Below are 23,219 nucleotides of genomic sequence, written 5' to 3'. Positions count from 1 at the left end.
GCATATGTTGAACAAGATACTACAACAATTACAAGCAAAACTGGGGAAGGCTGCAATGCCTTTCTTGTTGTTTTTGTTTTTCATCATCATCTGTGGGGTCACTTTCAGTAGTGTAAAGCAAAAGGCAAATGATTTTAAAGAAGGTCAAGTTGCCGAGGAGAGTATCCGGGCGAATAAAACTATCGAAAATACGGAAGAAACGGAACAAAAGCGAAAATTAGCAGCAGAAGCTGTTACGCCAGAGTATACGTATCAACAGGATCTAGTCGATGATCAGAATAACCGGATCAATCAACTGTTTGATTTGATCGAAAAAACGAATGATTCCATTGACAAAACATATAAAGACAACGTAGAAAAATCAAAAGATAACGAAAACGTACCAAAGCCGACGATCGATGAACGGATCGCTGCTCTAAAGAAAAATTTTGAAAGTGTGAATGCAGAAAATGTAGCATTCTTCCAGAAGCTACCGACTAATTTCTACACAAAAATATTTGGGATGACGGAGAGTCAAATCAATGAAGTTCGCGATCAAAGTTTAAAACTGATCGATGAACAAATGAGTAAACAAGTACGAGAAAGTGACTTAGAAGCCTTCAAACAAGAGGCAGAGGATCAGATCCAGTACTTGAATGTTTCTACCGATCAGCAACAAATGATCCATTATCTAGTGGATCAAGGAATCGTTGTAAATGACGTGCTGAATGAAAAGAAAACTGAAGAGTTGAAACAAGCAGCTAGAGAAGCAGTTCAGCCAGTCATGATCTACCAAGGAGAAATCATTGTCCGTGAAGGAAACCAAATCGATTCGGCGGCCATGAAAAAACTTGAACTTTTAGGTCTGACAAATCAAACGACATCGATTTTTCCATTAGTTGCGATGATTTTAGCTGTTCTTTTACAAGTTGCTGTATTATTCTATAACTCGATGCAATATCATGAAGCAGCCAAAAGAACAGAATATGTTCTTTTTTATGTGACGGTGATGTCCCTCAGTGTTCTATTAATGAAATTTTTCCAATTGTTCCAAACCGAGCAAGCAGCTTATATCCCGCTATTTTATCCTGCGGCGTTTGCACCTTTAGTGCTGAATGTTTTCTTGAATCGGCGTTCAGGGATCATTGCGGCTTTGTTCCAAACAGTTACTGCTTTGTTCATCTATTATGATTCGATCGGGACGAACTTTTTGACAGCGATATTGATGTCCTATTTGTTTAGCGGGCTATTAGCAACTGTCTTAAAACGGCAACGGGTTTCTGAACAATGGGTTTCAGCCATGATGTGGGTGATTATCTTTCCACTACTGATGGATATTGTATTGATCATTTATCAAGGTATGAGTTTTAGCGATGGTACTACATGGTTGATGCTGGTATGCGGATTTATGGGTACGTTGCTGTCCTATCTGTTGACGATGGGCTTACATCCATACATTGAATTGATGGTCAATGACGATAGCGTCATCGTACTAAATGAATTGAGTAATCCAAATCATCCGTTACTGAAGCAGTTGTTAGAAGAAGCACCAGGCACATATCATCATAGTATGATGGTCGCTAACCTAAGTGCAAATGCAGTCGCTGATATCGGTGGTCGTTCTTTATTGACGCGAGTAGCCTGCTATTATCATGATATCGGCAAAATCAAACATGCCAGTTTCTTTGTGGAAAATTTACCTTCAGGTGCAGAAAATCCTCATAATTTTCTATTACCAGAGGATAGTAAACAAATCATTTTTGGTCATGTAACTGATGGCGCTAAAATTTTAGAAGAGTATGAGATGCCACAGATGGTGATCGATATTTGTCGTCAGCATCACGGGACTACGTTAATGAAATATTTTTATATCAAAGCAAAAGAACGGAATCCAGAAGTGACGGAAGAGCAATTCCGTTACCCAGGTCCAAAACCACAAACAAGAGAAGCAGGGATCGTTAACATTGCTGATAGCTGTGAAGCAGCTGTTCGTGCGATGGATCATCCTACAGGAGAAAAAATCGAGCAGTTTGTTCATAATTTGATCGAAGAACGTATTTCTGATGGACAGCTTGATGATAGTGGATTGACACTGAAAGAAATTCGCAAAGTTGAAAAATCATTGATCAGTGGGTTGAGTAGTACCTTCCATTCAAGAATCAAGTATCCTAAAATGAAATCAGAAGCGGAAAAAATGAAAGAAGAAGTCGAAAAAACAGAAGATTAGTAAGGGAAAGAAGCGATAATAATGGACATTACATTTATGGATGAAACAGAAAAAGTTTCAGAAGAAAAAATCAAAGAAATCGAGGATCTGCTTCAATTTGCTGCCTCACACTTGAATTTGCCAGAGGAAACAGAAATGTCTGTTACTTTTATGGATAATGCTGCAATCCAAGAAATCAACCGCGTATATCGTGGGAAAGATGCACCCACAGATGTCATCAGTTTTGCGTTGGAAGAAGAAGGGAAAGATGAAATTCCTGTGATCTTTGAAGATGGGGATAATCCGATGCCACGAGTATTGGGAGATATCATGATCTCAATCGAGCGAGCAGCTGAACAAGCAGAAGAATACGGACATTCGTACGATCGGGAACTAGGATTTTTGGCGGTACATGGTTTCTTGCATATCAACGGCTATGACCATATGACGCCAGAAGATGAGAAAGAGATGTTTGGCTTACAGAAAGAGATATTGGATGCGTATGGACTTAAAAGATAAGAATATCGAAAAAAATGTTGAAAAGAATAAACACTTTTTGATGTCAGTAGAGTTTGCGCTTCAAGGTGTCAAAACAGTATTTGATGAAGAGCGCAACATGAAAAAACATGTGGTATTCGGTTTGTTCGCGTTACTTATGGGAATCGTTTTTCAGCTAAGTATCAGTGAATGGTTATGGTTACTTCTAGCCGTGTTTTTAGTGTGGATCGTTGAGATCATCAATACAGTTTTCGAAAATGTTGTCGATATGTTCACTGACTTTCATTTTCATCCCATTGGGAAAAAGATCAAGGATATGGCAGCTGGTGCGGTTCTTGTAACAGCTTGTTTTGCGGTGATCGTTGGACTTATCTTATTTGTCCCTAAGATCTATCAATTGTTTTTTAATTAAAGGAGAAAATTATGACAGAACATAAATCAGGATTCGTAGCAATCGTTGGGCGCCCAAATGTTGGGAAATCAACGTTATTAAATCGGATCGTTGGTCAAAAAATTGCGATCATGAGTGACAAAGCACAAACGACCAGAAATAAAATCCAGGGAGTCTATACGACACCAGAGGCGCAGCTGATATTTATCGACACACCTGGTATCCACAAACCAAAACACCGCTTAGGCGATTTCATGGTTGAAGCAGCTTACAGTGCGTTAAGAGAAGTAGATGCTGTGTTATTTATGATCAGTGCGGATCAGAAGCGCGGACGCGGAGATGACTTCATTATCGAACGTTTAAAAAATGTTCATTCACCAGTGTACCTAGTCATCAATAAAATCGACAAAGTTCATCCAGATGAGTTGTTAGGCATCATCGAAGACTATTCGACACAGATGGAATTTGCACAAGTGATACCAATTTCCGCTACTGAAGGAAACAACGTAGAACGTTTGATGGAGGTTCTGGTTGACGAAATACCTGAAGGTCCTCAGTACTTCCCTGATGACCAAGTAACAGATCATCCAGAATACTTTATTGTTTCAGAATTGATCCGAGAAAAAGTATTAGTCTTAACTAGAGATGAAGTCCCACATTCAGTCGCTGTTGTGATCGACTCGATGAAACGAAATGAGAATGACAAGGTACAGATTCAAGCAACGATCATTGTGGAACGTGACAGTCAAAAAGGGATCATTATCGGTAAAGGCGGCAAGATGCTGAAACAGGTCGGCACGAAAGCCAGAAAAGATATTGAAAATCTTTTAGGCGATAAAGTATACCTTGAATTGTGGGTAAAAGTCCAAAAAGATTGGCGTGACAAACAAGTCTACTTGCAAGATTTTGGGTACCGTAAGGACGAGTATTAAATCGGTTCGTTCATCAATGGATAAAGAGGAGGTCGAGAAAAAAGTCGTTTAGGTTTGAGAAATTGGAGAGAAAAACGAACAATACGCTTTTTGTATTGCTCGTTTTTTTCGAAATTTCCGAACAACCTGACTTTTGGACGCTGTTTATTCGAGAGTCTATGGAAAAACTGATTTTTAGTTTTGGCCCACACTCCTCTAAACATGATTTACTTAATGATGATCGCTAGTAATAGCTGTTCGTTCAAAAAATTGAAGATATACAAGAAACGCAGATGTGAAAGGGGTGCTACCATGAGTCAACTTGCAGAGTCAAAAGGCATCATATTATCCAATAGAAACTATAAAGAAAAAGATAAATTAGTGAAGATCTTTACGGAATCTGCTGGGAAAATGATGTTTTACGTAAAAGGGATCCATCGGCAAAATCAGCCGTTAGCTCCAGCACTTCTGCCCTTTACTGAAGCAACTTATATAGGTACCTTTAAAAATGAAGGACTTTCTTTCATTACAAGTGTCAAAGATGTTCATGCTTTTCGACATCTCCAAGAAGATATCTTTTTAAGCGGCTATGGCACGTATTTGCTGAATTTAGTCGATGCTGCAATTGAAGATCATCAATATGATCCTCATCTATTCCATTTTACCCAATTAGCATTGAATCGGATGAATCAAGGCGATGATGCGGAAATCATCACGAATATTTTTGAGGTTCAGTTGTTACAACGTTTTGGGATTGCTCCAATTTGGACACATTGTGTGGTTTGTGGAGAAACCCAAGGAAAATTTGATTACTCGTCAAAATATGGGGGCGTGATCTGTGAAAAACACTGGGATATGGATCACCATCGCTACCATGCAGATCCGAGATCTGTTTATTTTGTACGAATGTTTTCGGCAATCTCCTACGACAAGATCAATGGGATCAGATTGAAGGAAGAAACAAAACAAGCGATTCGCCAGCTGATTGATCAGTTGTATGAAGAATACGTAGGAATCCATTTGAAAAGCAAAAAATTTATTGATCAAATGAAATCTTGGGAACATGTATTGAAAGTCCCTGAAAAAGAGGATAAACCAATTGCCGAAAATGAAAAAAATGACTAGAATTTTCAAAGATGGCTCAAAACTATTTGACAAAAGGGCGGTATACCGTCTATTATTGAAGCTAGATGAATGAGAATGTGATTTAAAGCTTTTCATTATGTGAACTCTTAATAGATAAGTACGATGATCAAGCACAGTAAGAAATACGTAGCACAAGCGAGTTCGGGAGGGTGTAAGCCGAACGCTGGCGGTTTTTGAAGAGGCACTTGGGAGTACGACCAATGAAGCTGCCGATTTTTTCGGAAGTAGGGTGGAACCGCGAAACTATTCGTCCCTATGTTTGTTTAGACAAGCATAGGGGCTTTTTTTGTTATTCTGATTTTCTCATAAAACGTTTTTTAATTGGAAGGAGCAAAAGATATGAGTAAAAAATTATCAGTGCAAGACATGATCTTAACGTTGCAAAAATTTTGGTCATCAAATGGCTGTATGTTGATGCAAGCGTACGATACAGAAAAAGGGGCGGGAACGATGAGTCCCTACACCTTCTTACGTGCTATCGGACCAGAACCTTGGAACGCAGCATATGTTGAACCATCGCGTCGACCAGCAGATGGCCGTTATGGTGAAAATCCGAATCGTCTTTACCAACATCATCAATTCCAAGTAGTCATGAAACCATCACCAGAAAATATTCAGGAACTATATCTTGAAAGCTTGCGTTTATTAGGAGTCGATCCTTTAGAACACGACATCCGTTTTGTTGAAGACAACTGGGAAAACCCTTCGATGGGCTGTGCCGGTGTTGGTTGGGAAGTTTGGTTAGACGGCATGGAAATCACTCAATTCACGTATTTCCAGCAAGTCGGCGGGTTACCATGTAAACCAGTTACGTCAGAAATCACTTATGGTTTGGAACGTTTAGCATCTTACATCCAAGAAGTAGAAAGTGTCTATGATCTAGAGTGGTCTGATGGAGTAAAATACGGTGAGATCTTCAAACAACCAGAATATGAACATTCTAAATACTCATTTGAAGTGAGCGACCAAGAATTATTACTAAGTAATTTCGATCGTTTTGAAAAAGAAGCAAAACGGTGTATCGATGAAAATCTTGTTCATCCTGCCTATGATTATATCTTGAAATGCAGCCATACCTTCAACTTGTTGGATGCACGCGGCGCAGTATCTGTGACTGAACGTGCTGGCTATCTTTCTCGAATTCGCAACATGGCAAAAGCAGTAGCAAAGATTTTCGTGGCAGAACGAGAAAAACTTGGATTCCCATTATTGAATAAAAACACAGCAAATCCGGAAAACAACAAGGAGGCTGAATAAGATGGCAAAAGATCTATTATTGGAAATTGGTTTGGAAGAAATGCCTGCTCATGTAGTGACACCAAGTATGAAACAGTTGGAACAAAAAACAGCAAAATTTTTGGATGAACACCGATTAACGTATGATTCGATTGAAACATTCTCAACGCCAAGACGATTGGCAATCAAAGTAACGAATATTCCAGAACGCCAAGAAGATAGCGAAGAGGAAGTCAAAGGTCCTGCGAAAAAAATCGCTCTAGATCCTGAAGGAAATTGGTCAAAAGCAGCACAAGGGTTTGTTCGCGGACAAGGACTGACAACTGATGATATCACTTTTAGAGAACTAAAAGGTGTCGAATATGTCTATGTGAAAAAATATACGCATGGGAAACCAGCAAAAGAAGTATTGACAGGTCTTGCTGATGTAGTCAAAAGTTTGACATTCCCAGTAACGATGCACTGGGCTGATTTTGATTTTGAATATATCCGTCCGATTCATTGGATCGTTGCTTTATTAGATGATGAAGTGATCCCCTTTGAGGTTTTGGATGTACAAACTGACCGTCGCTCACGTGGACACCGTTTCCTAGGAGAAGATGTGACTTTCGTCCATGCGAAGGAATATGAAGAAAAATTACAAGAGCAGTTCGTGATTGCTGCACCGCAAAAAAGACAACAAATGATCGTTGAACAAGCAGAAGAACTTGCACAAAAAAATAACTGGGTCATTGATCTAGATGCCACTCTTTTGGAAGAAGTCAATAATCTAGTCGAATATCCAACTGTCTTTGCAGGTGATTTCGAAGAAAAATACTTGTCTGTGCCAGAAGAAGTGTTAGTGACGTCAATGAAAGAACACCAACGCTACTTTGAAGTGAGAAATGAAGAAGGTCTGCTATTGCCACACTTCATCTCAGCACGTAATGGCGATTATGTAAAATTAGACAACGTGATCCGAGGAAATCAAAAAGTGCTGACCGCTCGATTAGAAGACGCAGAATTCTTTTATAATGAAGACAAAAAAATGTCCATTGAACAGTATGTCGAAAAATTGAAATCTGTAACGTTCCATGAAAAAATCGGTAGTATCTATGAAAAAATGCAACGTGTCCAGGTAATTGCACGTATTTTAGGTGAGTCAGTTGGTCTTTCTACAGAAGAATTAGCTGATTTACAACGTGCTGCTGAGATCTACAAGTTTGACTTGGTAACCAATATGGTGGGCGAATTTCCAGAACTTCAAGGAATCATGGGTGAAAAGTATGCCCGACTAAATGGTGAAAAACCAGCAGTTGCTCGTGCTATCAAAGAACACTATATGCCGACTTCAAGTGAAGGAGAGCTTCCAGAATCAGCTATCGGTGCAGTATTAGCAATCGCTGATAAGCTAGACAGTATCTTCTCTTTCTTCACTGTTGGTATGATCCCAAGTGGTTCAAATGATCCCTATGCATTGCGTCGTCAAGCTTACGGAGTCGTTCGGATCATTGAAGCGAAAAATTGGGCATTCCCATTGGTCAACTTACAACATGCGATCAATCAAGAAATCAATCAAGACATTACTCGTTTTGGCATTGAATTATCCGAGGGTCAAAAAGAAGTCATTGATTTCGTAAAAGGACGCTTGCGTCAATTGTTGACGACGAAAAAAGTACGTCATGATATCATCGATGCTGTTTTGAACGCAGAACAGAAAGACTTGACAAAAGCTTTTGCTGCAGCTCAATTATTTAAAGAACGATTGGAAGATGAAGACTTTAAACCATCAATGGAAGCTTTGACTCGTGTGGTCAATCTAGCGAAGAAAGTCGAAGTCGACACTGCAAAAGAAATTGATCCAACCCTCTTTGAAAACGAAGCAGAAAAAGAATTATATGAAGCAGTCAATCAAGTAAAAGCGCAATTACCAGATCAAAGCCTTGATGAAAATTACAATCAGCTTGTGGCATTGCGACCATTGATCGAGGCATATTTCGATAAAACGATGGTAATGGTCGAAGATCCAGCGGTACGTAACAATCGCTTAGCACAATTACAACAAATTGCTGAGATGGCATTGTCATTAGCAAGTTTAGATCAAATCATCACGAAATAGATTTTTAGACAATGAGTTGAAGGAATCCAATCATAAGAATCAAACTGGAGCCATGGAATTTATGTTGGCTCATTGTCAAATGATGTGGTGATGAGAAATCTTAGAATAATTTGGACAGAATAGAAAGAAGAAAAATATCTTTCTGTTCTGTCTAACTTGTTGAAAGGGTTTCCTCTAGATAAAAATCTTTTTATAAATCAAGTAAAGTTGTTTCTTATATATTTCTTTGGTCAAACAATTCTCTTTGAAATAGGGACTAGGGTATCTTGAGTTAGCTGAGTACGAGACATCTTGAATCCCCTTGTGAATTGGTTCGTCAAATTAATGCTAAGGTATCTTTTCTATACTTTTGAATCATAAAAAGACATTTCTTAATGGCAGCAGCATCAAAAGGTATAGAGTATTTCTTTTCTGATTGTTAATAGATGTAATACTTTTATCATTAATAATTTTAGTTATTTTATTTTTTTACTTAATTTTTTAAAATACTTATTAAAATGGGGAAAATTTAAATGAAATCAGTTTATCATACTATTATTCATGTTTTATTTAATTTTGAATTTCCCTATTAAAAAACAAGTTGTGGTATGATTATGTAAGGGTAAATTTTTTACAAATAGTTTTATTAATATATTAGTTTATTTATGATTGTAAACAAAAAAGCTCTCATGTTGATGTGAATAAGTCACATCTTTATTTATCTATAATAATATTTAGGAGTGAATCTATGAAAGCGTCATTCATGAAGCCACTGGTTACTGTAGTGATAGGCCTAGGTGCTATTGGTATCTGCTTGGTCGGATACTATATCAATAATCAGCGCCAACATCGGCAACGGATTGATTACGCAGAAAGTTCTATCCCGATTCAAAAAGATAACGTAGAATCTTTGTCAAAAGAAATTGATAAGCTATATGATACACAAAAAAGAATTTTTCTAAGTCCAGAAATAACGGAAGAAACATTATCGAGTTTGTCAAGTAAACTGTCCTCTATAAAAATATCAGCAGATGATTATGACATCAAAGAATCAGAACTACCTAAGGAAGCTGCTACGGTAGAAGAGAAGAAGGAAGCAGCCAAGACACAGCTAGTTGATGCAGAATCAAAATTGAAAATCCAAACAGCTATCAATGGATTATTTACTAAAAATGTAACAAACTGGCAACAAGCTGAGGATGATGTCATTATAAAAGATCAGTTGACAAGTGAGGATGTTGCTCATCTACGTGAAAATATGAGCTTTTTTGAAGATACGCCTTGGAAAAAAGTAGTTATACAATATCTAAGCTTTGCTGATAGTCAGATCGTGCAAGTTACGCAATTAGATCAGTTATTCAATAAGATGATGACGGATAGTCAAGTAATCGATACCTCGACTTATAATCAATATTTGACAGCTCTCAGCCAAATACAGGAAATCCGGAATGAAAAATTAAGAGCAACGTACGCAACAAAAGCACAAACTATTGCTCAGAAAATGAACTATAGCAATATAAATTATTAATAATTATAGTAATGCTATCAAACGGAGGAAACTATGGCAAAGCGAAGAAAAAAATCAAGAGGAAAAAAAATATTTCTAATTATTTTAGCAATTCTTATCGTATTAGTATTAGCAATCGTGGGAGTAGGAGCAAAATTATACCTGGATCTCTCACACTCTATTGAGAAAACTTACGAATCAGTGGAACGAACGCAAGGTGAAAGAACAAAACCAGTTGATCTGGATAAACAAGAATCTTTTTCTGTCTTATTGATGGGGATCGACACTGGAGATCTAGGTAGGGTCGATCAAGGACGATCAGACACGATGATGGTTGCCACAGTCAGTCCTGAAGACAGAAAGACAACAATCGTCAGTATCCCTCGAGACACGTATGTCGATATCGTAGGACATGACACAAAAGACAAAATCAACCACGCTTACGCATTCGGAGGCGCTGCCATGGCAATGGATACCGTACAAAAATATGTGGGCATTCCAATCGATCATTATGTCTCTATCAATATGAAAGGTTTAAAAGAACTCGTTGATGCTGTTGGTGGTGTCGAAGTAAATAATGATTTCACTTTCTCACAAGATGGCTATGACTTTACAATTGGTAAAATCACATTGGACGGGGATCAGGCACTCTCTTATTCGCGTATGCGCTATGAAGATCCAAATGGTGATTACGGCAGACAAGGGCGCCAAAGAAAGATCGTAGAAGGTGTAGCGAAAAAAGTATTGAGTCTGAACGGTGTAAGCAACTATCAACCCATTTTGAATACTCTGGAGTCTAATATGAAAACAGACATGAGTTTTGATGAAATGAAAAAAATTGCTTTAGATTATCGGGATGCATTTAGTACGATCAAGCAAGATCAGCTACAAGGAGAAAGCTTTATGCAAAATAACATCTCTTACCAAAAAGTCAGTGATCAAGAACTTGATCGTGTAAAAAAAGAGTTGAAAGATCAAATGAATCTAGAGAATAAATAGGAAAGTGGAGAAAAAATGGAAGAAACAATCAGCTTGAAAGAAATTTATGAAACATTACGGAAACACTTGATAACAATCATCATCTCAATGTTTGCTGGCTTGGCTATCTCAGGAATCGTGACGTTTTTCATCTTGACGCCAAAATATAGCTCGCAAGCACAATTGATCGTGACATTGCCGCAATCAGACACTACAAACGTCAATGATGTCAATACGAATCTACAAATGATCAATACGTATAAAGATATGATTGTCAGTGATCTAGTGTTAAATGAAGTCAAAGATCGCTTACAAACAGAAGACAAGGTAAAAATGACTGCTGAACAAATCAAAGATGCAATTTCGGTCAATCAATCACAAAATTCACAAATGTTCTCGATCCAAGCAACAAGTACGAATGCTGTGACTGCCCAACAAATCGCTAATACAACTTCACAAGTTTTCCAAGAGAATGCAAAAGATGTGATGAATGTCGATAAAATATCAATCATTTCAGGTGCAGTTGCTAATACGACACCTGTTTCGCCAAATAATAAATTGAATCTAGTGATTGGTTTAGTATTGGGAATGATGGTAGGTGTAGGCCTTGCATTCTTATTCGAATTACTCGACCGGACAGTAAAAGATGAAAAATACGTAATGGATACATTAGGCTTCCCAATCTTAGGGACAGTTCCTGAAATGTCAGCAAAAGAATTGAACGCTAGTATTCGTAAAAAGAAATCAAATCCTACACGACCAAAAGACACAAACGATAAAAACGATAAAAACGTTCCATCACGCAGAAGCCGATCAAGAGTCTAGGAGGAAGAAAAATGGCACGAACACAGAAACAAAAAACAACTCAAAATCATGCAGTCAGTTTGATTACATTGACAAACCCATCTTCACCAATCGCTGAACAATATCGGACGATTCGGACGAATATCCAGTTTGCCTCCGCTGCTGGTCAGCAAATTAAGACGATTGTCGTGACTTCATCAGGTCCTGGAGAAGGAAAATCAACTACTGCAGCAAATATTGCAGTCGTTTTTGCTAAATCTGGTCAACGAGTACTGCTAGTAGATGCAGACTTACGTAAGCCTGTTATCCATAAAACATTTCAACTGGATAATGCAAGCGGCCTAAGTACAGTCCTTAGTTCATCAGAAAGTTTAGTAGAATTGATCCAATGGACACCAGTCGAGAACTTGTCGATTTTGACTAGTGGACCTAAGCCACCCAATCCATCAGAAATGTTAACTTCGCCAAGAATGGATCAGATCCTAGCAGAAGCAAGACAGTTATTTGACGTGGTGATATTCGATATGCCACCAGTAGTAGCCGTGACTGATGCACAGATCATGTCTTCAAAAACGGATGGTACCTTATTGGTTGTACGTGAAAATACGTCACGTAAAGAATCCTTGACTAAAGCAAAAGAACTGTTAGAGATGGTACAAGCACGCGTCCTAGGTGTTGTATACAACGGAGCAGAACACAGCAAAGATGCTGGCTATTACTACGGTAATTAAGAAATAATAAGGGAGGAGACAGGAGAAATGATTGACCTTCATTGCCATATTTTACCAGGAATCGATGACGGAGCAGAAAATCTAGATGCAAGTATCGCAATGGCTGAAAAAGCGATTCAGCAAGGTATTACGCATATTTTATGCACGCCACACCACAATAATGGAAAATATAGCAATGAAAAATCACAAGTCATTTCTCTAGTCACTTCACTACAAGCAGAATTAGAGAAAAGACAGTTGCCTTTGACGTTATTGGAAGGACAAGAAGTACGTATTTCCGGAACGCTCATCGAAGATATCCACCGAGATGAAATTTTATTTACAGATTTAGACGATACATATCTTTTGATCGAATTTCCGACACTGGAAGTACCTTTATATGCAGAACAAATCTTTTTTGAGCTGTTGCAACTAGGAAAGATCCCAGTAATCGTCCATCCAGAACGAAATGCGTATTTTCGTAAAGATCCAAATCATTTGTTGCCATTCCTAGATATGGGATGTTTGGCCCAACTTACTGCGCCGAGTTATGTTGGTGTGTTTGGTAAAGATATCCAGAAAACAGCCAAAACGATGGTCAAACATAATCTCGTGCAGATGGCTGCTTCTGATGCCCACGGGGTCTCTAAGCGCACCTTTTACTTAAAAGAGTGCTATGAGCAGATTGCTAAGGACTTTGGTAAGGAAAAAGTAGAACAGATGAAACAAGTCGCAAAGGACCTGGTCAACGGGGATATGATCAGTTATCCAGTCTATGAAGAGGTAAAAAAGAAGAAGTTTGGTTTATTTTAGGGGGAGTTAAAAAGTGTTTGTGCTAACGAGAAGAAGAAAAATCGCCATCTTGATTTTCGTAGACAGCTTGTTGTTGATTGTAGCAAATAGCGCAGCTGTTAATTTTATGGAGCCGTTTGTAGCTATACCGGTGGATCTTCTTTTAATCTACAATGGTTTATCAATAGGGTTCTATTTGTTTTATGGTGTTTTTTTCAAAGTGTTCACTCGGATCAATCGCTATACCAGTTTAAAAGAAATGATCGCAATTTTTGGTTCGCTATCTGCAAGTGCTATCTCAAGTATTATCGTCTTGCTTTTTATAAACGAACAGTATAGTTTGCGTTTAGTCATCTTTGCTTATCTACTTTCACTATTATTAATCATAGGTAGCCGATTGATCTGGCGTATCTATGTCGAAACAAAAAATACGAGATATATATCAGCAGACTCTGCTAAAAATACATTGATCATTGGTGCTGGCGAAGGTGGGCGTATTTTATACAACAGCTTTGTTGGATCCAAAACGGCTCAAGATATCCACGTGGTCGGGTTTGTGGATGATGATCCGAATAAAAGAAATACGTATCTTTCAGGAAAAAAAGTACTAGGTGCATTAAAAGATATTCCAGAATTGATCGAAAAATATGACATACAAATGGTAACGATCGCTATTCCTTCCTTATCAAGAAAAAAATTACGAAGAATCTTCAAGTTAGTCGAATCCTCTCATGTGAAAGTCAACACGATGCCTTCTATGGAAGAACTTGCATCAGGAAAAGTAAGCGTATCAAAATTAAAAACAATTGATGTAGTAGATTTACTTGGAAGAGATGAGGTAGAGTTGGATATTGAATCCATCAAAGATCAGATCGCAGACAAAGCCATTCTTGTAACTGGCGCAGGAGGATCAATCGGTTCAGAAATCTGTCGGCAAATCATCCAATTCAATCCTGCTAAGCTATTGCTTTTAGGACATGGGGAGAACTCGATCTACTTGATTGATCGTGAATTGCGTACGCACAATCAAATGTGCCCTACAGAAATCGTACCGATCATCGCGGATATCCAAGATCGAACGAAAATCAATGAAATCATGGAACAATACCGCCCAGATATCGTCTACCATGCAGCTGCCCATAAACATGTACCGCTAATGGAATGTAATCCAAAAGAAGCAGTCAAAAATAATATTTTCGGTACAAAAAATGTAGCGGAAGCAGCCAAAGCAGCAAAAGTGAAAAAATTTGTCATGGTCTCTACAGATAAAGCTAACAATCCGCCAAACGTCATGGGTTCAACGAAACGTATTGCTGAAATGATCGTGACTGGATTGAATGAAGAAGGCTGTACGAAATTTTCAGCTGTTAGATTTGGGAATGTCCTTGGCTCTCGCGGCAGCGTGATCCCAGTATTTAGAGAACAAATTGCTCAAGGTGGTCCAATCACGGTAACAGATTTTCGTATGACCCGATATTTCATGACAATTCCCGAAGCAAGTCGTTTAGTTATTCAATCTGGCGCATTAGCAAAAGGCGGCGAAATCTTTATTCTAGATATGAGCGAACCAGTGAAAATCGTGGATCTAGCCAAAAACATGATCCGATTGAGCGGGTATAGCGAAGACGAAATAGAAATCATTGAAACAGGTATCCGTCCAGGGGAAAAACTATATGAAGAACTATTGTTGGATAAGGAAAGAAATGATGAAGCAGTTTATGAGAAAATCTTTGTAGGAAACATCAAAGGATACTCGATACAAACAGTGATGGACTTCGTCAAGAGCCTGCCGCAAGACGATGAACAATTGGCTAAAGACATCGTCAATTTTGCGAATGCTTCGAATAAGTAGGGGGAGTAAAGTGAAAGCAATTATTGTAGGAGCTGGTGGATTTGGCAAAGAGATTGCTTTTCTATTACAAAGTTTCTCTAGATATGAATTGATTGGTTTTGTCGATGATTCGTTAAAAATGCAAAATCAAGAATTAGTGGGAAAAACTGTATTGGGAACAATAGACTCGTTATTAGAATTAGAAGAAGAAACTGCTATTTTTCTAGGAATCACTTCGCCAGATATCAAAGAGAAAATATATCAAAAGATAAATAAAAATAATAAATTGTTTTTCCCTAATTTAGTTGCACCAAGTGCGCTAGTGGGCATAAATGTTCAGTTAGGAATTGGCAATATTTTGATGCCCTATACGACTTACACTGCCGACATAGTTTTAGGAAATTTCAATATGATCAATATCGGCTCTACTATTGGACATGATACTCAAATCGGTAATTATAATTCCATTTTTCCAAGCGTAAATATTTCAGGACATGTTCTATTAGGAGATAAAAATGTAATTGGAGTAGGCTCTAAAATAATACAAAATCTAAGAATTGGAAATACGAACATTATAGGTGCGGGAAGTGTAGTAATAAAAAATATTAATAATAATACTAAAAATGTTGGCGTACCTTCCAAAGTAATAGAAAGATGGGATTAAGTTGGAAAATAAACGAATATTATTAGCATCTCCTCATATGAGTGAGGAAGGATATGAACAAGCGTATGTAAAAGAAGCATTTGATACAAATTGGGTTGCGCCTTTAGGTATGAATGTCAATGGTTTTGAAGAGGAATTAGCAGAATATGTGGGAGCTAGTTATGCAGCTGCATTATCTTCTGGAACGGCAGCTATACATTTAGCTTTAAAAGCGGCTGGGGTCGGTAAAGATGATATAGTGATTTGTCAGTCTTTGACGTTCTCGGCTACTGCCAATCCAATCATCTATCAAGGAGCTATACCAGTATTTGTTGATAGTGATTACGAAACTTGGAATATGAAACCAGAACATTTGCGAACAGCACTAGAAAAATATCCTAACGCAAAGGCTGTATTAGTAGTGCATTTGTACGGTTTATCAGCTGAACTAGATGAAATTACTAAAATATGCAAAGAACATAATGTTGTTTTAATTGAAGATGCTGCAGAATCATTAGGAACAACCTATAAAGGAAAATATACTGGTACATTCGGCGACTATGGAATTTATTCTTTTAATGGAAACAAAATAATCACAACTTCAGGCGGTGGGATGCTTGTATCTGATGACAAAAAAAAGGTGGAAAAAGTGAGATTTTGGGCTACACAATCTCGTGAGAAGGCGCGCCATTATCAACACAATGAAATTGGCTATAATTATCGAATGAGCAATATCGTTGCAGGTATCGGTCGAGGACAATTGAAAGTTTTAAATGAAAGAATTGAAAAAAAACGATATATTCATAGTTTCTATAAAAAAGAATTGTCTACATTATCAAATATACAATTCATGCCAGAAAATAATTGGAATGAACCGAACTATTGGTTAAGTGTCATAACAGTAAAGGGAATAAATACGAATCATCTTATTGATGAGTTAGATAAAAATAATATAGAAGCTCGCCCAGTTTGGAAACCAATGCATTTACAACCTGTTTTCAAAAATTATGATTATATTGGCGATGATGTAGCAGAAACTTTATTTGACTTAGGAGTATGTTTACCATCAGATACCAAGATGACAGATGAAGATTTAAAATATGTAGTATCTATTATTAAAAGAGTGATCAATGATGCGTAAAAAAACTTTCTATCAGCTTTTTGGAAAAAGAATTTTAGATATCTTATTGTCAGGCATCACTCTCATTGTTTTATCGCCGATAATCTTAATTGTAGGTGTTTTAGTAAGAATTAAACTTGGTTCTCCAATTATCTTCAAGCAAGAGCGACCAGGAAAAAGTGAAAAAATTTTTTCTATGTATAAATTTCGTACAATGACTGACGAAAGAGACCACAATGGAGAATATTTACCCGATGAAATTCGACTAACTAAATTTGGGAAAATGCTTAGAGCAACAAGTCTAGATGAGCTACCAGAACTTTGGAATATTTTGAAGGGTGATATGTCGATTGTAGGACCTCGTCCATTATTAGTGGAATATTTGCCACTATATAGCGAGAAACAACGGAAAAGACACAACGTAAGACCAGGATTAACTGGACTAGCTCAGGTCAATGGAAGAAATGCGATTAGTTGGGAAGAAAAGTTTGATTTAGATGTTTATTATGTTGATAAAATTAGTTTCTTTAATGATATTATTATTATAATTCAGACATATAAAAAAGTAATCAAGAAAGAGAATATTAATACAATCAATAACAATATACCAGAAAAATTTAAAGGGAGTTAAATATAGTATGCCATTAAATATTTTATTTCTTACACTTTTAGATTTTCAAAGTTTAGAAGAAAGCAATATCTATACTGATTTAATGTCTGAATTTGTAAAAAATAATCACAATGTGTCCATTATATCTCCAGTAGAAAGAAAAAAAAGAATAAAAACTCATTTGGTCAAGATAAATGATAAATGTGAAATCTTAAAATTAAGAATAAGGAATATTCAAAAGACTAATTTAATTGAAAAAGGTTTTTCTACTATACAAATAGAGAGAAAGTTTATATCAGGCATTAATCAATATTTTTCAGATAAAAAGTTTGATTTGGTTATTTATTCTACTCCGCCAGTAACTTTTGCTAAAGTGGTGAAGTTTATAAAAAAAAGAGATAATTGCAAAAGTTATCTTTTATTAAAAGACATATTTCCACAAAATGCAGTTGATTTAAATCAACTCTCTAAAAAAAGTTATATATATAAGTATTTTAGAAAAAAAGAAGTTTCTCTATATGAAGTATCTGATTATATAGGAACAATGTCAGAAAAAAATTCTCAATATATAAGAAATCATAATAAAATTGATAAGCAGATTTTAGAAGTAAATCCTAATTCAATTAGAATAAACGAAGATAAAATTGACTACCATTTAGACAAAGAGGAAATAAGAGATTTATATAAGATCCCTAAAGAAAAAAAAATAATGTTATATGGAGGGAATCTAGGAAAACCTCAAGGTATTGATTTTCTTTTAGACATTATAAATAGTCTAGAAAAAGACAACAACTTTTTGTTGCTGGTTATTGGATCAGGAACAGAACATGGACGTATAAGAAAACATTTAAATACCAATAACATAAAAAATACAATTCTACTTAACAGTTTATCTAAAAATGAGTATAAGAAAGTTGAATCTATTGCGGATATAGGATTGGTTTTCTTAGATAGAAAATTTACTATTCCTAATATACCTTCTAGAATATTAGGATATATGGAGTCTAAAAAACCTATTTTAGCCGCTGTAGACAAATATACTGATTTAAATGAAATGATAAAAACTGGGAAATTTGGTTATTGTTCTGAACACGGTGATTTAAACGCTTTTCTGAGTAATATGGAGAAACTAAAGGATGAAAATATCAGGAATGAATTGGGTAGAAATGCTTTTATTTATTTGAAAAATAATTTTGATGTAAAAAGAAGTTATTCTATAATTATGAATCATTTTGGATCATAAAAAGGAGCTATTTAAATGTTCAAAGATACAATTTTATTAATCACAGGCGGTACTGGTTCTTTTGGGAATGCAGTAATGAAACGTTTTTTAGATTCTGATATCAAAGAAATACGGATTTTTTCTCGTGACGAGAAAAAACAAGATGACATGCGTAAGAAATACAACAATGACAAATTGAAATTTTATATCGGGGATGTCCGAGACATCAATAGTGTCAAAAATGCGATGCATGGCGTTGATTATGTTTTCCATGCAGCAGCACTTAAACAAGTACCTTCTTGCGAGTTTTTCCCAATGGAAGCTGTGAAAACAAATATCATGGGAACGGATAATGTCGTAACTGCAGCAATCGAAATGGGGATTCAAAAAGTTATTTGCTTGTCCACTGATAAAGCTGCGTATCCAATCAATGCTATGGGGATTTCTAAGGCTATGATGGAAAAAGTATTTGTTGCTAAAGCAAGAACCGTTACTGACGAACGCACGATGATTTGTGGCACACGTTATGGAAATGTAATGGCTTCTAGAGGATCAGTTATTCCATTATTCATTGACCAAATAAAAAGTGGTAAACCATTAACAGTAACAGATCCTGGCATGACAAGATTTTTGATGAGTTTGGAAGAAGCTGTAGAGTTGGTTGTTTTTGCCTTCCAAAACGCAAAAGCAGGGGACATCATGGTTCAAAAATCACCAGCCTCCACTGTTGGCGACCTAGCACAAGCAATCAAAGAATTATTCCATGCAGACAATGAAATTCATATTATCGGAACACGACATGGCGAAAAGCGTTATGAAACACTACTGACAAAAGAAGAATACTTAGTTGCTCAAGATATGGGTGATTTCTATCGTGTCCCTGCAGATACACGTGATTTGAATTATGATAAGTATTTCGTTGAAGGAAACAAAGAGCTGACACAAGAAGGAGAATATAATTCAGATAATACACAACGATTATCTGTAGAACAAATCAAAGAAAGACTTCTTGAACTAAAATATGTAAAAAAAGAATTGAAAGAGTGGCAAAATCAATGAATATTTTAGTAACTGGGTCAAATGGTTTTATTGGAAAAAATTTAGTTACTGAATTAAAAAATGAAGGATTCACAGATATTCTTAGTTTTGATAGAGACACGCCTGTACATTTATTAGATGAATATTGTAAAAAAGCAGACTTTGTTTTTCATTTAGCTGGAGTAAACAGACCAAAAGATGATGCAGAATTCATGAAAGGAAATTTTGGATTTACTTCAGAATTGCTTGAAAAACTAAAAGCACATGGCAATACATGTCCAGTAATGCTTTCTTCCTCTATCCAAGCAGAACTTGATAATTCTTATGGCAAGAGCAAAAAAGCCGGAGAAGAGTTATTAAAGAAATACCAAAAAGAAACAGGAGCACCTGTATATATTTATCGTTTCTCAAACTTATACGGTAAGTGGTCGCAACCAAATTATAATACAGTTGTAGCCACATTTTGTTATAAAATCGCAAGGGACGAAGAAGTGACAGTAAATGATCCATCTGCTGTCATTGAACTTTGTTATATTGATGATGTCGTGAAGGAATTACTTTATTGTCTGAACAGACAACCTTATATGGAAAAGGGGTATTGTGCTGTTCGTGAAACGGATGAAGTAACGGTCGGCGAATTAAAAGAACTGATTACATCTTTCAAAAATAGTCGAACGAACTTGAGTGTTCCTAACCTTGCAAGAAGAGTAGAAAAAAATCTGTACAGTACGTACTTAAGCTTCTTACAAGAAGACGATTTTGCTTATTTTCTAAAAATGAATGTAGATGATCGCGGATCGTTTACTGAATTTTTAAGAACAAAAGACCGAGGTCAAGTATCTGTCAATATTTCCAAACCGGGAATCACGAAAGGAAACCATTGGCATCATACAAAAAATGAAAAATTCTTAGTAGTAAGCGGAGAAGGTGTAATCCGTTTTAGAAAAGTAAACTCAAATGAAATAATCGAGTATTTTGTTTCAGGAGAAAAATTGGAAGTAGTTGATATTCCAGTAGGTTATACACACAATATCGAAAATCTGGGATCAACGGATATGGTGACGGTGATGTGGGTAAATGAGCCATTTGATCCAGAGAATCCTGATACTTATTATGTGGAGGTTTAATCAATGAAAAAATTAAAAGTGATGACAGTAGTAGGAACTCGACCAGAAATCATTCGTTTGTCTGCTGTTATCAATCGTTTGGATCAATCAGAAGCAATCGAACATATTTTAATACACACTGGTCAAAACTATGACTATGAGCTAAATGAAGTATTTTTCGAAGACTTCAAGCTAAAAAAACCCGATTATTTTCTAAATGCAGCAACTGGGACAGCGATTGAAACGGTTGGAAATATTTTGATCAAGATCGATCCAATTTTGCAAGAAGTAAAACCAGATGCATTCTTAGTATTAGGAGATACAAATAGCTGTTTATGTGCAATTGCAGCCAAACGTCGCCATATTCCTATTTTCCATATGGAGGCAGGAAATCGCTGTTTCGACCAAAGAGTACCGGAAGAAACAAATCGTAAAATTGTTGATCATACAGCTGATATCAATTTAACCTATAGCGATATCGCGAGAGAATATCTCTTACGTGAAGGATTACCAGCTGATCGTGTGATCAAAACAGGAAGTCCGATGTTTGAAGTTCTCAATTCAAGAAAAGATGATATTCAACAGTCCGATGTTCTTAATCGTTTAGGGTTAAAAGAAGGAAAATATTTTGTCGTTTCTGCTCATCGCGAAGAAAATATCAGCTCAGAAACAAATTTCTTGCACTTGGTAGATAGCTTGAATACGATCGCTGAAACTTACCAACTGCCAATCATCATTAGTACACATCCGCGGACAATGAAGATGATCGAAGCAAAAGGAATCAAATTCCACGAGATGATCCAAACAATGAAACCGATGGGATTCAATGATTACAATAAATTACAAATCAATGCTAAAGCTGTACTAAGCGATAGCGGAACGATCAGCGAAGAATCTTCCATTTTGAACTTCAAAGCATTGAATATCCGTCAAGCACATGAACGACCAGAAGCAATGGAAGAAGCAAGTGTCATGATGGTAGGATTAGAAAAAGAAAGAATTATGCAAGGATTGGAAGTATTGGAAACACAGAAAAAAGATACTTTGCGACACGTCGCAGATTATTCAATGCCAAATGTTTCGGAAAAAGTATTGCGTATCATTCTTTCTTATACAGACTATGTGAACAGAGTGGTGTGGGGAAGATGAAGAAAAAAATATTGATATTAGCCGAGGGATACTTTCCAGCACAAAAATACGGTGGGCCACCAGTTAGTATATTAAACTTTTGTAATTTATTAAAAGATAAGTATAACTTTTATATCGTCACGCGTGACAATGATATTAATGAAAATGAACGGTTGGAAGGTATTACAGAAGGATGGAATAATAGAGAAGAAGCACAAGTTATATATTTAAATAGAAAAAAGAAGTTTAAAAAAAATATAGAAGATATAATTAAAGAAATAAATCCTGATTTAATATATATAAATAGTTTTTTCGATTACAACTTAATGAGTGCAGTTTTTTCAAAAAAAAATAATATACCCTTGTTAATTGCCCCTAGAGGACAGTTATTAGAGGGTGCTAGGAGTAATAAACCAATTAGAAAAAAAGTTTATATAGAACTTTTTAAATTAAAAAGTATATTCCATAAACATATATATTTTCAATCAACAAGTGACGAAGAAGAGTCAATTCTAAAAAAAATATTTGCGTCAAAAAATATAATATCTTTTACGAATATTCCAAGTATAAGTAAGATGGGTAACAAGAAAAACAAACAAGAAGAAAGTTTGAATTTAGTTTTTTTATCTAGAATTGTTCCAAAAAAAAACTTAGACTATGCAATTGAAATTTTAAAAACACTTGATGAAGAAGTATCTTTAGATATTTTTGGACCGATAGAAGATAAGAATTATTGGGAGTTTTGTCAAAAAAAGATAGCAAATCTACCAGCTAATGTTACAGTTAGTTATAAAGGAAGTCTAAAGCATGAAGATATTGATACGGTATTTAGGAATTACGATGCCTTTTTATTCCCAACTAAAAGTGAAAATTATGGACATGTTATTTCAGAATCGTTAACAAATGGATGCCCAGTCATAATTAGTGATCGAACTCCTTGGAACGACATAGAAAACGGTAAAGAAGGTTATGTCTGTACTTTAGAGAATATTGAAGAATTTAGAAAAGCGATAAAATTATTATATAAATTATCTAGTAAAGAATATCAAGAAATGCAAAAAAATATAAAAAAATTTATAGATTCTAGGGTTGATTTTTCAATATTAAAAGAAGATATTTCTTCTAAACTAGAAAAAACTATGAATAATAATTAGAAGTTACTTTATATGTCGATAATGCAATAAAAAAGATAATATTTTAACTATTTAAAGTCAAGTCCATAATCCTGTGTAAAATACTATACAATGTTTTACCGGTCTCTCATTGATCAAACTTAATATATTTTC

21 protein-coding genes are annotated in these 23,219 nt (G+C 36.0%); all 21 read left to right on the top strand.

The window, feature by feature from the left end; translation table 11 throughout:
- The first annotated feature begins 4 nt into the window (after positions 1 to 4).
- The 21 genes from DVW83_RS09305 (at position 5) to DVW83_RS09205 (ending at position 23,087) form a co-directional block, all read left to right on the top strand.
- Positions 5 to 2,206 (top strand): HD family phosphohydrolase, encoded by a 2,202-nt coding sequence (locus DVW83_RS09305; RefSeq protein WP_104660118.1) that lies wholly within the window; start codon positions 5 to 7, stop codon positions 2,204 to 2,206.
- A 21-nt stretch (positions 2,207 to 2,227) separates the two neighbouring features.
- Positions 2,228 to 2,704, top strand: a complete 477-nt coding sequence (gene ybeY, locus DVW83_RS09300) for an rRNA maturation RNase YbeY (protein WP_104660119.1) — start codon at positions 2,228 to 2,230, stop codon at positions 2,702 to 2,704.
- Positions 2,688 to 3,095: a diacylglycerol kinase family protein gene (locus DVW83_RS09295; protein ID WP_005880320.1), complete on the top strand. Its 408-nt coding sequence runs from the start codon at positions 2,688 to 2,690 to the stop codon at positions 3,093 to 3,095. Before ybeY ends, DVW83_RS09295 begins: the two co-directional genes overlap by 17 nt.
- Before the next feature lie 11 nt (positions 3,096 to 3,106).
- Entirely contained in the window at positions 3,107 to 4,006 is a 900-nt protein-coding gene (gene era / locus DVW83_RS09290) for a GTPase Era (RefSeq protein ID WP_104660120.1), read from the top strand.
- A 291-nt stretch (positions 4,007 to 4,297) separates the two neighbouring features.
- Entirely contained in the window at positions 4,298 to 5,110 is an 813-nt protein-coding gene (gene recO, locus DVW83_RS09285) for a DNA repair protein RecO (protein ID WP_104660121.1), read from the top strand.
- Between the two features lie 360 nt (positions 5,111 to 5,470).
- Positions 5,471 to 6,388 (top strand): glycine--tRNA ligase subunit alpha, encoded by a 918-nt coding sequence (gene glyQ, locus DVW83_RS09280; RefSeq protein WP_104660122.1) that lies wholly within the window; start codon positions 5,471 to 5,473, stop codon positions 6,386 to 6,388.
- A gap of 1 nt (position 6,389) precedes the next feature.
- Positions 6,390 to 8,465 carry a glycine--tRNA ligase subunit beta gene (gene glyS / locus DVW83_RS09275; protein ID WP_104660123.1) on the top strand — a complete coding sequence of 692 codons (2,076 nt, stop codon included), beginning with the start codon at positions 6,390 to 6,392 and terminating at the stop codon, positions 8,463 to 8,465.
- Positions 8,466 to 9,192: 727 nt separating this feature from the next.
- The gene (locus DVW83_RS09270; RefSeq protein WP_104660124.1) at positions 9,193 to 9,972 is read left to right on the top strand and encodes a hypothetical protein; all 780 of its coding nucleotides are present in this window, start codon (positions 9,193 to 9,195) and stop codon (positions 9,970 to 9,972) included.
- Between the two features lie 33 nt (positions 9,973 to 10,005).
- Positions 10,006 to 10,950 (top strand): LCP family glycopolymer transferase, encoded by a 945-nt coding sequence (locus tag DVW83_RS09265; protein ID WP_104660125.1) that lies wholly within the window; start codon positions 10,006 to 10,008, stop codon positions 10,948 to 10,950.
- A 15-nt stretch (positions 10,951 to 10,965) separates the two neighbouring features.
- Entirely contained in the window at positions 10,966 to 11,754 is a 789-nt protein-coding gene (locus tag DVW83_RS09260; protein WP_104660126.1) for a YveK family protein, read from the top strand.
- Positions 11,755 to 11,765: 11 nt separating this feature from the next.
- Complete coding sequence (locus tag DVW83_RS09255) at positions 11,766 to 12,464, top strand: CpsD/CapB family tyrosine-protein kinase (RefSeq protein WP_104660127.1); 699 nt, start codon at positions 11,766 to 11,768, stop codon at positions 12,462 to 12,464.
- A 27-nt stretch (positions 12,465 to 12,491) separates the two neighbouring features.
- On the top strand, positions 12,492 to 13,256 hold the full coding sequence (locus DVW83_RS09250) for a tyrosine-protein phosphatase (RefSeq protein WP_104660128.1): 765 nt from the start codon (positions 12,492 to 12,494) through the stop codon (positions 13,254 to 13,256).
- 13 nt (positions 13,257 to 13,269) lie between these two features.
- Positions 13,270 to 15,087, top strand: a complete 1,818-nt coding sequence (locus DVW83_RS09245) for a polysaccharide biosynthesis protein (protein ID WP_104660129.1) — start codon at positions 13,270 to 13,272, stop codon at positions 15,085 to 15,087.
- 10 nt (positions 15,088 to 15,097) lie between these two features.
- Positions 15,098 to 15,730: an acetyltransferase gene (locus DVW83_RS09240; protein ID WP_104660130.1), complete on the top strand. Its 633-nt coding sequence runs from the start codon at positions 15,098 to 15,100 to the stop codon at positions 15,728 to 15,730.
- A 1-nt stretch (position 15,731) separates the two neighbouring features.
- On the top strand, positions 15,732 to 16,850 hold the full coding sequence (locus tag DVW83_RS09235; protein WP_104660131.1) for a DegT/DnrJ/EryC1/StrS family aminotransferase: 1,119 nt from the start codon (positions 15,732 to 15,734) through the stop codon (positions 16,848 to 16,850).
- A complete protein-coding gene (locus tag DVW83_RS09230) occupies positions 16,840 to 17,460 on the top strand; it encodes a sugar transferase (protein WP_174784275.1) in 621 nt (206 codons plus the stop codon). Before DVW83_RS09235 ends, DVW83_RS09230 begins: the two co-directional genes overlap by 11 nt.
- Positions 17,461 to 17,467: 7 nt before the next feature.
- Positions 17,468 to 18,682 (top strand): glycosyltransferase family 4 protein, encoded by a 1,215-nt coding sequence (locus DVW83_RS09225; RefSeq protein WP_137239312.1) that lies wholly within the window; start codon positions 17,468 to 17,470, stop codon positions 18,680 to 18,682.
- Between the two features lie 15 nt (positions 18,683 to 18,697).
- Positions 18,698 to 19,720, top strand: a complete 1,023-nt coding sequence (locus DVW83_RS09220) for a polysaccharide biosynthesis protein (RefSeq protein ID WP_104660134.1) — start codon at positions 18,698 to 18,700, stop codon at positions 19,718 to 19,720.
- Positions 19,717 to 20,826: a capsular polysaccharide biosynthesis protein CapF gene (locus DVW83_RS09215; protein ID WP_104660135.1), complete on the top strand. Its 1,110-nt coding sequence runs from the start codon at positions 19,717 to 19,719 to the stop codon at positions 20,824 to 20,826. Before DVW83_RS09220 ends, DVW83_RS09215 begins: the two co-directional genes overlap by 4 nt.
- A 3-nt stretch (positions 20,827 to 20,829) precedes the next feature.
- Entirely contained in the window at positions 20,830 to 21,954 is a 1,125-nt protein-coding gene (wecB, locus tag DVW83_RS09210) for a non-hydrolyzing UDP-N-acetylglucosamine 2-epimerase (protein WP_104660136.1), read from the top strand.
- The gene (locus DVW83_RS09205) at positions 21,951 to 23,087 is read left to right on the top strand and encodes a glycosyltransferase (RefSeq protein WP_104660137.1); all 1,137 of its coding nucleotides are present in this window, start codon (positions 21,951 to 21,953) and stop codon (positions 23,085 to 23,087) included. Before wecB ends, DVW83_RS09205 begins: the two co-directional genes overlap by 4 nt.
- Positions 23,088 to 23,219 lie beyond the last annotated feature (132 nt).

Origin of the sequence: Enterococcus sp. VV15, assembly GCF_005236045.1 — a bacterium.
In the GTDB taxonomy this organism is placed as follows: Bacteria; Bacillota; Bacilli; order Lactobacillales; family Enterococcaceae; genus Enterococcus_B; species Enterococcus_B durans.
Note: the sequence above shows the minus strand (reverse complement) of the source record. Positions and strands in the feature narration are given on the sequence as shown.